The organism is Microcoleus sp. Z1_A1, from assembly GCF_036700305.1.
Taxonomy (GTDB): domain Bacteria; phylum Cyanobacteriota; class Cyanobacteriia; order Cyanobacteriales; family Microcoleaceae; genus Microcoleus.
Window position 1 is genome coordinate 95,471 of record NZ_JAUBOR010000010.1, and the last position, 14,116, is coordinate 109,586.

The 14,116-nt window shown below is 45.6% G+C and carries 11 protein-coding genes and 1 tRNA gene; 6 read left to right on the forward strand and 6 right to left on the reverse strand.

All coding sequences use genetic code 11. The annotated features are described in order from the left end of the window. Positions 1-39: 39 nt before the first annotated feature. A complete protein-coding gene (locus tag QT973_RS09055; protein ID WP_333391195.1) occupies positions 40-3,963 on the reverse strand; it encodes a cobaltochelatase subunit CobN in 3,924 nt (1,307 codons plus the stop codon). A 218-nt stretch (positions 3,964-4,181) separates the two neighbouring features. Between QT973_RS09055 and cobJ the strand changes: the two genes are divergently transcribed. Beyond that, positions 4,182-5,978, forward strand: a complete 1,797-nt coding sequence (gene cobJ, locus QT973_RS09060; RefSeq protein WP_333391197.1) for a precorrin-3B C(17)-methyltransferase — start codon at positions 4,182-4,184, stop codon at positions 5,976-5,978. 612 nt (positions 5,979-6,590) lie between these two features. Next, positions 6,591-7,283 (forward strand): hypothetical protein, encoded by a 693-nt coding sequence (locus QT973_RS09065; RefSeq protein WP_333263117.1) that lies wholly within the window; start codon positions 6,591-6,593, stop codon positions 7,281-7,283. Between the two features lie 308 nt (positions 7,284-7,591). Here the strand turns inward: QT973_RS09065 and QT973_RS09070 are convergent, their stop codons facing one another. Both QT973_RS09070 and QT973_RS09075 read right to left on the reverse strand, forming a co-directional pair. After that, complete coding sequence (locus tag QT973_RS09070) at positions 7,592-8,353, reverse strand: nucleotidyltransferase domain-containing protein (RefSeq protein ID WP_333391199.1); 762 nt, start codon at positions 8,351-8,353, stop codon at positions 7,592-7,594. A 119-nt stretch (positions 8,354-8,472) separates the two neighbouring features. Further along, the gene (locus tag QT973_RS09075; RefSeq protein WP_333391200.1) at positions 8,473-9,414 is read right to left on the reverse strand and encodes a DNA polymerase beta superfamily protein; all 942 of its coding nucleotides are present in this window, start codon (positions 9,412-9,414) and stop codon (positions 8,473-8,475) included. Positions 9,415-9,695: 281 nt separating this feature from the next. Between QT973_RS09075 and QT973_RS09080 the strand changes: the two genes are divergently transcribed. From QT973_RS09080 to QT973_RS09095, 4 genes are all read left to right on the forward strand, one after another. Further along, a complete protein-coding gene (locus tag QT973_RS09080; RefSeq protein ID WP_333372868.1) occupies positions 9,696-10,049 on the forward strand; it encodes a type I restriction-modification enzyme R subunit C-terminal domain-containing protein in 354 nt (117 codons plus the stop codon). Between the two features lie 44 nt (positions 10,050-10,093). Next, positions 10,094-11,419: a phthiocerol/phthiodiolone dimycocerosyl transferase family protein gene (locus QT973_RS09085; protein WP_333372871.1), complete on the forward strand. Its 1,326-nt coding sequence runs from the start codon at positions 10,094-10,096 to the stop codon at positions 11,417-11,419. 215 nt (positions 11,420-11,634) lie between these two features. Next, positions 11,635-11,712, forward strand: coding sequence for a type II toxin-antitoxin system HicA family toxin (locus tag QT973_RS27030; RefSeq protein ID WP_445243029.1), 78 nt, complete (start codon positions 11,635-11,637; stop codon positions 11,710-11,712). Between the two features lie 116 nt (positions 11,713-11,828). Beyond that, positions 11,829-12,035, forward strand: coding sequence for a type II toxin-antitoxin system HicB family antitoxin (locus QT973_RS09095; protein WP_333313260.1), 207 nt, complete (start codon positions 11,829-11,831; stop codon positions 12,033-12,035). Positions 12,036-12,111: 76 nt separating this feature from the next. Here QT973_RS09095 and QT973_RS09100 read toward each other — a convergent pair. From QT973_RS09100 to QT973_RS09110, 3 genes are all read right to left on the reverse strand, one after another. Further along, positions 12,112-12,183, reverse strand: a tRNA-Val gene (locus tag QT973_RS09100). Between the two features lie 125 nt (positions 12,184-12,308). After that, positions 12,309-12,521, reverse strand: a complete 213-nt coding sequence (locus QT973_RS09105; protein ID WP_333134939.1) for a DUF2839 domain-containing protein — start codon at positions 12,519-12,521, stop codon at positions 12,309-12,311. Positions 12,522-12,586: 65 nt separating this feature from the next. Next, positions 12,587-14,095, reverse strand: coding sequence for a helicase C-terminal domain-containing protein (locus tag QT973_RS09110; protein WP_333391202.1), 1,509 nt, complete (start codon positions 14,093-14,095; stop codon positions 12,587-12,589). Between the last annotated feature and the right edge of the window lie 21 nt (positions 14,096-14,116).

The following is a 14,116-nucleotide window of genomic DNA, read 5'->3' on the forward strand; positions in this document are numbered from 1 at the left end:
GGGCTTCTAGCCCGCCCCTAAATATTTAGACTAAAAAAACTACACTGTCACCCCTTCAATCTTCTCATCAGTTAACTCGTACAACTCGCGCAACTGCTGTAATTTATCCGCATTCGGCTGCCAAAAACCACGTCCGTTAGCCTCCAACATTCGCCCTACAATATTGCGAAAAGCTTCAGGATTTGCCTCCCGCAACTTCTTCGCCATCTCTTCATCCAAAGCATAAGTATCAGCCGCCTGATCGTAAACCCAACTATCAGTAAAATCAGCCGTTCCGCCCCAACCAATTAACGCCGTCATCCGCTGCGAAATTTCATAAGCGCCGCCAGAACCTTGATTGACCATCGCGTTAGCCCACTTAGGATTTAGCAATTTAGTTCTATATTCCAAACGCAGCAAATCTTCTAAATTGCGCGGAGTTGTATCCTGAGAAAAACTTTCTACAAAACTGGTATTGACTTTTTTGCCGCGTTGCTTTTCTGCGGCTTTCTTCAAGCCGCCAGTATTCGCATAATACTCTTGAATATCAGTCAAACCGTATTCCACAGAATCAATTTCTTGAATTATGCGATCGCACCCTTGCAACAACTGAGTCAAAACCTCCGGCCTCGCTTCCCCCTTATCCTTCCTCCCGTAACTAAAAACATTGCGACTTTCCCAAGTTTTCCCCAACTCATCCCCCGATTCCCAACTACCATCAACAACCCTATCGTTAACCAAAGAACCAAAATCCCCAGCCGGATTAGAAAACAACCTTGCCGAATAATTCTGCACACCTTTTGCCTGCAAAATCAAAGCGTGTTTGCGAATAAAATTCTCCGATTCCGGTTCATCAGCATCCGCCGCCCGCACGAACAAATCATCCAACAATTCAATAATATTCACAAAGCTATCACGGAAAATACCCGACAGATTTCCCAACACATCAATCCGGGGATGACCGACCTCAGCTAACGGTTTTAACTCATAGCGAACAATGCGGCCAGTACCTTCTTTTAGAGGTTCAGCCCCCACCAATTCCAGCAGAATTCCAATAGATTCGCCCCGCGTTTTAATCGCATCCAAACCCCACAACATCACCGCCACAGTCTCAGGATAATTCCCCTGTTCCTCAAGGTGCTTGTCGATAATTTTCCGAGCAATTTCGCGCCCCCTTTCATAAGCAGCAGGAGAAGGCATCCGATAAGGGTCTAAAGCATGAATATTCCTGCCAGTTGGCAACACCCCAGCCCCATCCCGCAACAAATCCCCACCCGGTGCAGGCAGAATATATTCCCCATTCAAACCCCGCAAAAGATTAGTCAACTCATCCGTCGTTTGCAACAACAAATCACGCACCAACAAACCCTCCTCAAAAACCCCACCCAACCCCTCTTTCTCTTCCTCTCTGCGCCCTCTGCGCCTCTGCGGTTCATTTTCTTCAAAAACCAGTTTTTGCACCTGTTCCTGTGATAACCTCTCCCCAAAATAAGCCTCAAGATAAGAGGTCATTTCCTCAGAATTAGGCGGTTCCCCAAGAACGTGCAAACCCGAAGAAAACAAGCGAGATTCCACCACCTGCAAATACTCGTAAAGCTTCACCAAATAGCGGTTAAAAGCATCAGCACTGAACATTCCCACATTCTCAAAACTAAAAGCAATCCCCAATTTTCGAGCATCCTCAAACGGACAATCAGCCTCCAAACCGCTATCTAAAATTTTCTTACAAATAGCCTCTTTCAGCACATAATTCTTAGCCGTATCTTCCCGATATTCCGCAATCAAATCCCGCAAAGCCATCAATTCCTTGTACAATCCCGCGCGGCCGTAGGGCGGCACGTTGTGAGAAATCAAAACACCGTAACCGCGCCGTTTTGCCAACATCGATTCCGAGGGATTGTTGGCAGCATAGATATAAAGATTCGGCAAACTTCCCAACAGAATATCCGACCAAGAATAGCCAGTATTTCCCAGAGGAGATCCCGGCAACCATTCAACAGTGCCGTGCATTCCGAAGTGAACCACAGCATCAGCTTGCAAATCATTTTGCAGCCACTTGTAAAAAGCAGCGTATTGAGGGTGAGGCGTCAAATCGCGATCGAACATTAAGCGCATCGGATCGCCCGAAATTCCCAGCGGCGGCTGCAAACCTATCCAAACATTGCCCAGTTGAATGCCACCGATTTGGAACTCGTCGCCGTCTGTCTTAATTCCAGTACCCGTTAAAGATTTCCACTGTTTTTCGATACGACTTGTTAACAGATAGCCCAGCCATTTTTCTAAAGTTTTGACATTAACAGTCTCTTTTGTGGTACGGGCATCTTGCCCCTCACAAGTAGCTTCATCCGCCTCTTTCACCCTGCGAATTAACTCCTCACCGTCAGCCGGAATTTCTCCAACTGTATAACCTGCTGCTTGAAGTTTGTGCAGGAAATTTAGCAGCGATTTCGGTACATTTAATAAAGCAGCCGTACCCGCCGCCCCGTAACCGGGAGGAAACCCGTAGAGAATAATCGCAATTTTCCTTTCAGATGGCGGAGTTTGACGTAGTTTCACCCAATTGTTAATTCTACTTGTCAGGCGTTTCGCCCGATCGGGAACCAGATAAATATCCTCACCCACCAAACCGCCCAGGGGAACAGGATCGATCGCACCATCCAACTCAGGCAAAGCATACAATACCACACTTTGCAAACCTCCAATCCCCTGACGAGTCCAAGAATGGATATCCTGAATCAGCAGAGGTGCGGACACAAAATAAGGTACATTTTTAGCAGTTAAAATGCGTTTAGCAACTTCCACCTGACGCCCCGCCTCCATCGAACCAGCAGGCCCGCCAACCAAAGGAAAGCCAATAGTAGAAACAATCGCATCAACTTCCACGGCATCTTTAGAAAGCGAAAGAGTTTCAATATTGCCTTGTTTTCGGCGCGCAGTTTCACCAGCAGTCGTCATCCAATCCCGCACCGCCACATGGCCTTCAACGCCATTGATAAAAATCGGCAAAGGCACAATTCCCGCATCTTCAAAATAGCGAATTAATTGAGGAATATAAGGCTGCTTGGTGATAACGTGTTTGCGGTAAAGCAAGATGCCCACAACAGGGGATTTTCCTCTGTCTGAATTTTGAGACCAATTGGTCTCAAATTTTGTGGAACGGGCATCTTGCCCGTTAGAAACCCGATCTAAATTTTCAGACAAATTAGTCTCAAATTTTGTGGAACGGGCATCTTGCCCGTTATAACCCTTTCTATCAAGATGTCTAGCCTCTTTTGTGGAACGGGCATCTTGCCCGCTTCTACTCATTTGATTACCGAGATACCAATCCAAATATTGCCGAGGCGATTCAAAATAACCATTATAATCAGGATGCAATAAACCCATATTGGGAGTTTCCACAGGCGGCGGAATTTCTGCAACTTTCAGCCCCAAATATTTTTCGGCAATAATCCAAAACATCGAGACAACATTATCCGCACCGCCCGCATTCCAGTAACCATAAATAATCAGCCAGTTTCGCAAATCCTGGACTTTTTGCACCGGCACATATTTTAATAACTTCGGCCCCACCTTCAAAAAGCTGATATAACCAGCCAGCTTATCTTCTTCTCGCCCATTGCTGAACTTATCCAGAATAAACTTAACAGGCTTCGGCATTCCCTTCGGTTTGTCGCCAATTTTAAAAGCGCCGATTTGAGTAAGACTCATCAATTCCAAAGCCGACTCAAAAACCAGGCGAATCGGAATATTCTGCACCCTTTCCCGCAGCCACATTACCGCATCGTAATCAAACAGCAAACTCCCGAAAAACACATCAGCATTCAAGAGGGCGGCTGCTACAGCTTCGGGTTCGTCTGCGAGGGCGCGATCGCTAAAAACCCGTACTTCCAATCCCTGACAGCCAGAAACAGCCAACTCGGCAGCTTTGCGGTACAAATCAGCATTAAAAGATTCAAACCCTGCAATTAAGACAATGCGTTTCACAGCCAAACCTCGAAATATTTATTGATTGTAGCCTGTTTTAATTAGGTTATATTATATTAGATAGCATCCTCGGTGGGGGTGGGGCGGGTTTAGTAGATTTCTGGTGTTGTATTGCAGACCTTGGCGAACCCGCCCCTACATTACCAATTATCAATTATCAATTCCTAATTTCCGTCGCAACTCTCATAAAATCTAAAATCTAAAATCTAAAATCTAAAATGGTTCGAGTTCCTCCCGCAATAGTTATCTTAGGTCAAAACAGCCTGCCGATCGCCAAAAAAATCTCCGCACATTTCCCCGGTTCCCAGATTTACGGTTTAATCGATCGCACTTCCAACACAGACATCAACTTTAGCAACTTCGGCGAAACATTGCGGGAATTATTTGCAACAGAAACCCCAATCATCGCCATCTGCGCCGCCGGAATAATCATCCGCACCCTCGCCCCGCTGCTGTCAGACAAACGCGCCGAACCGCCAGTTTTAGCCGTCGCAGAAGACGGAAGCGCCGTCGTACCGCTGCTGGGCGGTTTGCACGGCGTTAATGATTTGGCCAGAGAGATTGCAGCCGCCCTGGGCGTACAACCTGCAATTACCACCACCGGAGATATTCGATTTCGCACCGCGCTGCTGAGTCCTCCCCAAGGCTATTCTTTAGCGAATCCAGAGGACGCGAAGACTTTTATTTCAAATTTGCTCGCCGGGGCAAAAGTACGCCTAGAAGGGGCTGCAAGCTGGCTTTCTGAGAGCAATTTGCCGTTAGCGAAGCCCGCCCCTACGGGGGCTACGCCAACGAAGAGGATCGCCCCCGACGCAAAATTGACGATCCGCGTCACCGAAAAAGCAATTGCGCCAACGCCAGATTGTTTGGTTTACCATCCGCAAATTGTGGCAGTTGCACTGACAAAGCTATCGAATATTGAGCCGGAAATAGCGGTTTCATTAGTCCAGCAAGTCTTGGAAAAAGCAGGTTTAGCAGCAGCTTCTGTTGCTGGATTTTTTGCATTAAAAGATGAGATGGGAAATCCGGCACTTGAAGCAGTTTCACAATATTTTAAAGTCCCCGTCCGCTTTTTCAATCTATCCGAACTTGTCGAATTAGACTCAATTGAATTCATCGAAAATAAGGCCGCACAAATTGCCCTGACAGCAGCCGGTGCAAACAGTCACTTAATCGAATGCGATCGCACTTTATCCCTGAATTGCGCGATCGCCCTGGCCGCCGAACCCTTTGATGCTAGGGCGATCGGCATTAGCCGCGGCAAACTGGCGATCGTCGGTACCGGCCCCGGAGGCGCGCCCTGGATGTCCCCGGAAGTTAAGGAAATTCTGCGCCAAGCCACGGATTGGGTGGGTTACAAGTTCTATCTCGACTTAGCTGGAACCCTGCGGGAAGGACAAAAGCGGCACGATTCCGACAACCGCGAAGAGATCGATCGCGCCCGTTTTGCCCTAGATTTAGCAGCATCCGGCAAATCTGTAGCTGTGGTTTCGTCGGGAGATCCGGGTATTTTTGCGATGGCGGCAGCGGTGTTTGAGGCGATCGACTTTGATGCCAAACCCGAATGGCAAGGCATCGATATTCGGGTGGCACCGGGCATTTCAGCCATGCAGGCGGCCGCTGCTGCGATCGGAGCACCCCTCGGACACGATTTTTGCGTGATTTCGCTTTCGGATATTCTCAAGCCTTGGGAGGTCATTGAACAGCGGATTTCTGCTGCTGCGATCGCAGATTTCGCGATCGCATTTTACAATCCCATCTCGAAACAGCGGATTTGGCAACTCGCAAGGGCGATCGAGATTTTGTTGCAAAGTCGCGATGCTAAAACCCCCGTCGTACTAGGGCGAAACCTCGGCCGGCCCGGTCAATCTGTGCGGGTTTGCACCCTCGGCGAATTCCAGCCCCAAGACGCTGACATGAGAACTTTAGTGATTGTCGGTTCCAGTCAGACTCGGATTATTCCCCGCAAATATGGAGATGTTTGGGTTTACACGCCGCGCAGGTACGAAAAATAAGTAAAGCAGCAAAAGCTTCGGAAATCAGCAATTGACTGAAAGCTAATTGACTTTGACAAGGAAATATTTTGCTCTCGGTGGGGAAAGTCTAGGTTAACAAATGGCGGCAAATCACTCGATCGACCTCTTATTTCATCTCATAGTTGTCACTCTCGATTGAGATGCGATCGTCTTTGATTACAGAAATCCTCGGTACTGAGGGATCTCGGCTTCCTGAAGCCGAGTTTTTTTGGCAGATATAGATCGAATTTAGATATCGACTCAACCGTAGTAAGGATTTCAGCTTCATTTTGGGTTATCTCTCATTTAAATCTCAGGAAACAAAAAGGTTTTTATATAGCCACAATAAAATTAAGGGCGATCGAGGTCTGCTAAACTTCTTAATCTTAAGATAATTTTACGGTTACAAAAAAAGACCCTTCACGACTAGGAGTCTTCTCTGTCTTTGGGTAGACCGAATTTTTTTTTTCGTTTGATAAGATTCCCTTAAACAAAGCTTAAGAGAACGGTTAAGAAAACATGAAATTCCAAATTCCTCTAACTCCAGGATCTGTAACCCAGTTGCTGCTTCGAGTGGTCGCCTGTCTAGTTGTACTATCTTTCTTAAGTCAGATGACTATGTACTTCTTGCCGGATTACCCGTCTAGAGACTTCTTAGCAAATGGATTCAACGTTGATTACGAGGGGAACATTCCAACCTTCTACTCATTTTTGACATTGCTGTTTAGTTCTCTCTTGCTGGGTTCGATCGCCTATGCGAAAAATTTGGATAGCGATCGCTATAAGAATCACTGGAAAATTTTATCCTTCATATTTCTATTTTTATCTTTAGACGAAATTGGTCAATTGCACGAAAAGCTGGTTTACCCGATGCGAAACCTGCTAAATGCCACAGGATTTCTTTACTTTACTTGGATTGTGCCGATCGGTTTTCTAGTAGCGATATTTCTTTTTTCCTACAGTAAGTTCGTGTTGCACCTTCCTGTTTCAATGAGAAAATTGTTTGTTGCAGCCGCCGCTATTTATATTGGAGGAGCCATCGGAGTGGAAATGCTAGCGGGATACATAGTTTATACAGCGGGACCGGGGGATATATCCTACGTGATAGCAACGACGATTGAAGAGTCATTAGAAATGGTAGCAATCGTTATATTTATCCACGCCTTGACTTCATATATCAAGACATATGTAGGCGGCGTAAGTTGGAATTTTTACATACCAGGAAAAAACTCACCAGTTACCGACCATCAAAATACCGGCATACCTGCCCTTAACGCAACAGCCAACACAAATCTATTAAGGTGAATCACTTAAAACCGGGTTTAATGGACACGAAAATACTGCATTATGGCCTTTGATATCATTTCCGGTAACATTCATACATGATGTTGACTGTTGACTGTTGACGCCGTGAACAATGAACAGTTAACGCCGTGAACAGTGAACTCGAATGTACTATTCCGATGCTAACGGATTTGATATGAGCAGGATGAAAAACCCGGTTTATTTGGTACTGATGTGTACTGGACTAGAGGTTCTGTGCTCTTCGGCGCACAAAACGACTAATATATAGGGTGCTTGCTACACTAAAGACTAATTAAACGTGGAACAGCTTAGTTCACAGATGACATCCTCACCTTTACCAAAAAATCGTTAAGAGCAACCTTTGCATTAGGATTTGACGGCAAATGACTTGTAAAACTTGCATCTTCTAATATATTAAGTAGCCGATCGCGCTCTTGCTGATAAAATTCCATATCTGTATCTTCCAGCACAGATTTTTCCTCCCCAGCCAGCTTGCGCTCGATCAAATCAGGAATATACGACAACTGGAACTTATCATTAAGTTTCACCAAATTCGCCTCGACTTCCCCCGTTTGCATCAAGTGAATCCCCGCCAGCAACACCCGGTAAACGTACAGCAGCGGCTTAACCCGACGCGGGCGTTCTTTTTCAAACAATTTCCATTGAGTTTTAGCAAAACCGAGATAGTGGTGGCTGTGGTGCTTGGTAATGCAGCCAGAGGCGAGATCCTTTAATTCCTCATGTTCCTTTGTAGTGTAAACTATGAGCGGCGAATACAGTTGTTCTAGCACGTAGCCGTTGCGCTTCAACAGCAACTCAAAAAATTTCTTGATGTCGTGAGTTACTAAATCGAGTTGCATTCCCTCCCGAACTTCAGAAACTTCGATGGTTTCTTCTCCAGAAATGAGTCCAATTACTTTCGGTAGCGGCAAAATGTGTACTCCCCGCAAATCAAAGTCAGAATCTGCCGAAGGAAAGCCGTATAAGTGCGAACCGCTGACAGTCGCAAATAGCAGCGGATAAGGTTGAACGGAGATAATTGGGGCGAGATTAGAGATGTATTCTGTCATTTTTTCAACATTTTATCAATGCTAATTTCAATTCCGGTTAAACAATCGCAAATACCTGTAGGGGCGGGTTTTACCAACCATATATGTCTCAAATTAACGATCTCGTAAACCCGCCCCTTTTAGCCGATCGCACCTCTACGCGCTTCAATCAAAAACAGGTTCGCTTTCTCGTAATTAGGACGTTCCGGTAAGGAAGTTGCAGCAAAAGCGCGATCGAACTCACCGTGCAAGCTCAACCGCCAGCGATTCACCTCTTCCCAGGATATTTCTTGGTTGCGGATAGATAAAAGTTGCGATCGATAATCCTGCACGCGAACGGGTACAAACCCCTCCTTGAGGACAGTAATTCCTGACAGCAACAAGCGAATTAAGTGCATCGCGTGCTTCCACCGAATTTCCCCGGTATTGCGGAGGTCTTGCTCCATTTTTTTAAATTGAGACAAAACGTAGCTATTGTAAGTTTGATAAACCAATTGAGAAAGAAAGATTTCCCTAATTTCCAGCAATTCTTGTGCTACAGGAGAAACAGTTTCTACTAAAGGGGTGTACAAACATTCTAGCACATTTGGATTAGCTTTTAGTGCCAAAACTAGAAACTTTTGCAGTTCCCAATAGCATTCCTGATTTTCCTTGTTTTCCAATTGTTCTGGAATGCCGTAAAGCGACCAATGAAGTATTGCGGGCGGCAGGTAAATCCCGCGTCTGTCTGTATCGGATTGCTCGTTATCAAGACCGTAGGCTCTCGAACCAAGAATGCAGCGGTAAATTACAGAATCATAGAGGTTGTATTCTGCAAGAAAATCTCCTCCTGACTGCAATCCTTCGCTCTGAAACTGCTTGCGGATACTGAGTTCATGTCGCCGCAGACTAACTTGTGTTCCGTCTGGGAGTTTGACTAAATATGCGTGGGAATTGTCCGTAGGCGATTGAACGATGACGCCTACTAATCCCGGTTTCCAAGATTGGTCGCCGGCGGGGTTTTTGACCTCGATTTTGGTGACAATTTGGGTTCCTGCGGGTAGGATTAAGTTGAAATTTTGAGGAAGATTGGCATTTGCCATGAGGGAACCTCCTGCGGGAGCACGAGCTACAATGTTAGTGTAGCATAGGTGTAGTATATAAGGGAAGTTTTGGGCGATCGGGTCCCGCCCTCGCCCCTGCTACGGCAGTTTGGGCCTTGTGGAAAATTGTCTAATTAATTATCAAGGAGGAATACCACCAACGGTTTGAGGGGCAGGTGTTGGAGATTGTGGAGACTCACCCGACAATTGCCGCAATTCGCAATGGGGAAGCGGTGACGGACTTGCAACTGGTGGCGTTATAGCGTATTCTAAGGCAGGACTTGGGTAGTCCAAACGTGCAGTTGTCCGAGTCAAATATTCGCAAGGCGTTTAATTTGAAGGTGAATAGTTTATTATCGTTTCTGCAAGAGCTGTTCGAGATTGAGGCATTGCCGGATTATCAAGAGGTGGTAAGGCGGAATTTTGAGGATTTTATTGCCCAACGGCAGTTTAACTCCAATCAGATTCAGTTTTTAAAGGCGGTGCAGAATGTGTTTTTGAAAAAGCGACGGTTGGAAGTTCCGGATTTGTATGAAGCACCCTTAGACAGGTTTGGGGAGGATGCTGTGGAACGGTGGTTTACTCAGGAGGAAGTTGATGAGTTGATTGAATTTACTGAAAAGTTAGCGGCTTAATAGTTAATGATTGATTTCAGATAAATAAAAGAGCTATTAAATTTATGAATAACAACAGAGCGCTTTCGGTCACAGAACAAGCGATGGAGCTATTGAACCGCCAAAAGGGTTCATTAAATATAGTAACAATCAGCCGGATAAAAGGTGAAATTAGGAAAGACATTTTGAGGCAGGCGTTAGATGCGCTCCCAAGTATTCATCCTCTACTGAACTCTCGGATTGTTGGAACGCTCGATCATCTCGAATTTACCAATCAAGGAACAGGAAAAATTCCTTTATGTGTAGTTTCACAGGGCATAAATGACAACTGGGAAGATGTTGTGACAGAAGAATTAAACAAGAGTATTGATAGCAGTCAGGTTCTGCTAAGATGCGTTCTTATTGACAAACAATCCGAAATCAACACCAGCTATTTAATCACAACTTTACATCATGCCATATCAGACGGTTTATCTTGTATAAGTCTACAATCAGAAATCTTGAAGTGTTACCAAATAATTGCCTCTGGCAATTCCATTGATATAGATTGCCGACCTGCTCTTCCACCCTTAGAGGAATTATTGCCTAAATGGATGAAAGGAAAGAAAGGCATCGACAATGGCAAATGGTTTTTGCTGAAAATGAAATTACAAATGCTTTTACACAAACCAGAAAAATTAGAGTCTGAAGAGATGGTTCCCATTGAGTCTCGTAGTTGTGGCATGAGTCATAGATTCTTAGAAAAAGAGTTAACCCAAAAATTAATTGAACTTTGTCGGCAAGAAAAGACAACAGTGCAGGGGGCATTATGTGCAGCAATGCTACTTACAGTAGCTAATGAAATTAGCAGGGAAAAGCTAAGAAGCATTAAGGTTTCATGTCGTTCTTATGTGGATATGCGTAGGCGTCTAGAACCTCCTATTAAACCTGAAAATATGGGGTTTTTAGCTTCATCTTTAACTTCTTTACATCAAATAAAACCTCAGATGTCGTTTTGGGATTTATCAAGAGATGTTACTAAAAAGATTGAACTTAGTTTAAAAAGAAAAGATATTTTTAAGCCTTTAATGATGTATAGAAAACTCATTGAATATTATATTGACAATCCTGATGAATTTCCGGTCACAATTTCGGTGACTAATATTGGCCGAGTTAATATTTCTGAATTGTATGGGGATTTGGAAATAGAAGAAATCAGTTTTGTTGCATCTAATGCTATTTTTGGCAAAATGTTTACAGTTGCAACGGCTACTTTTCAAGAAAAAATGATTCTTAATTTTATAGCATCTAAGCCTTCACTTAGTCAAGAAACTATAGAGACGCTTGCTACAGGTGTCATCAATTGTCTGATTGAGGTTTGCCAAGAAAAGGTTATAAGGGCTGTCAAATAATGGCAAAAGAGGAAAGAAGTCACCGATGCTAACCGATCCGGAACTGCGATCGGCAGTTGACCAAATTTGGGATAGATTGTGGTCGTCGGGACTCTGAAACCCAAAGCAGGATGAGGTTTTTTATCAGCGGCGCAGGCTACTAGGGAGATATTGCTGAAGTTAGAGCATATTATGGGAATAAAAGTGCCGGAGTTGATGAATTTTATAGATAAAAAATGCAAGTTAGAGAAGTTATTAAAATCTTAGAAGATGATGGTTGGTATTTAGCTAGAACAAAAGGCAGTCATCGTTAATTTAAACATCCTGAAAAGGCGGGAAGTTTCACTGTGTCAGGTAATTTAGGCGTTGATATGCCAATTGGTACGCTTAAAAGTGTTTTGCGGCAAGCTCAACTAGAGGAAGAAGATTAATGCGTTATGCTGTGGTAATTGAAAAAGGTAAAACTAGCTATGGTGCGTATGTTCCAGATTTACCGGGATGTGTAGCTGTGGCTGAAAGTTTAGAAGAGGTGAGAAATTTAATTAAAGAGGCGATCGCCTTCCATATTGAAGGACTACAAGAGGATGCTTTTCCGATTCCCGAACCTGTCTCTATTTGCGAATATGTTGAAGCTTAAGAAGGTGACGGCGGTTGAAACCGCGGCTAAAGAAACGAAGTTCGCGTGCGCGGACTAAGAAAGAAAATAAATTCGATGGGCAATACTGGATTTGAACCAGTGACCCCTTCCGTGTGAAGGAAGTGCGCTACCACTGTGCTAATTGCCCGCAGATAATTAAGATACCATACCAAGTCCAAATTCGCAACTAAATTTTTCCTAAAAATTCAGCAGCTTGTTTCCGAGTTGAACTCGACACAATGCCAAGAATACAGGCATTTGTCGAGTCTGGCATCAGTTAACCTGCCACCAACCCGCCGACGGCCCGACAAACCGCACTACAATCCACCAAGCCACCAAAACGCTAATCCCGATCCAGCTTCCGCGACTTGTCCACTTCACAAAATCTTCGCTTTGGGTTTTCGTGATTGGCAGCCAGGGAACGATGCGCTCTTCTTTACCGTATTCGTCGCCGATCGACTCTTTGCGACGCTTAGCTTCACCCATAATCTTTGTCTACTAAATTAGATTTCAACTGGATACCTAACCAAATTATAGGCCAACAGGTCATCTCAAGCCTGGGTCAGCCACGTCGTATCCAAATAATCAATCCTCGCAAAAGGACTCAAGGCCGCTAAAACCTGCTTTCCATAACTGCGGTGAATCACCCTGCTGTCGAAAATCGCCACAACCCCTTGACGTTCTCGCACCGGCGCGATCGCCCGTTGCAACTCATTCAGCGCCGCCGGCAGCAAATACAACCGAAACCAATCCTTGCGCCGTTCCTTATAATAAGCCACACGCGCCGTCACCAAAGGATTCTCCAAAGAAGGTAGCGGCAAAGTTGCGATCGCCAGCAAGTGAGGCGCCCTCAATTCCCCCTGATGTTCCCGCCAAAACTCCCACCCCGTCACCAAAATCGCATTCTCGCCCACATCAGTCTTTTCTACCTGCACGCGAGAACCGAACTCAGAAGCCAAAATCGCCGCCAGCCTAGCCTTCAGCGGTACATCACCCACAATCAGCACCGTTAAACCCGCCACCGAGGCGCTCATCAACAGCAAAGTCCGAATTTCTTCCATTAAAACTCCCTGAAATTCCGGCGTATTCGGCAGCGGCAGCCAGTTGGGAATGTACAGTTGAATTAATTCGCTTTGTCGATCGGGCGAAAACTTAACGCTCGTCAATTCTGGGAGTCCCAGCATTTGCCGGAAGATAGGAGCCTTCGGTTCCACATCCACCGCCCCCCCAATCAACACCACAGGCTGACAATCCCAAATTTTGCTCAAAACCTCAGCCACCTGAATCGGCGCGCAGAACAGAGAAAATGACCCAGCCTCCCGATTAATTTCCGCCCACCGCAGTGTTCCGTTTGTTTCCCACCGCTGCCAAAAATTGCTCCAAGCAGCCGGAATCAGCGAATTTGGCTCGATTTTTTCAAACAGCCCCTGCAAAATATTTTGCTCTGCGGTTTCCAGCAAATAGCACTCCTCTGGTTTCGCCGGATGCTGAAAGAAAGCCCGCGTTAGCAGTACCCGCCCTTGGAGGATTGCATCGGCTTCCAAAGGCTGAGATTGCATTAAATCATTCCAGTCAGCAGGTTGCAAACACGCCGTCAATTGCTGGCGCGTCCAAACTTCCAAGTCATCCACACCGTCGATAATTGTCGGAATATTCCTGTGAAGTTCCGAATTTGCCGCCAAGCGAGCCGCCAGCCAAGACTGCGGATCTGCTAGCATCAATCCTCGTCCCGTGGCATTATCCGAATAAGTCTCGATCGACCCCTCTGTTTGCAGCCACTCTTGCAAACGCGGAATTTCCACTGCTCTCAAATGCTCGATCACCCGTGTCGGCGCCACTAAAATTACAGGCTCCTGCCACATCAAAATCGGCATCAAATAGCTGACTCGATACCGCTGTCGGTAAGCTCCAGCGGGAAGCCCCGTTTGGATCAGAGCGCTGCGCCCCAAGCGCAAAGCCCGCGCCACGAGCCGCGCCATCGTTAAATGGTGGGGCCAGTGCGGCTCGGAGTTCGATCGCAGGAAGCGGAGTAGCGAATTGTGGACTTCTACCTCAATCAATCGATTGTACTGTTAACATTC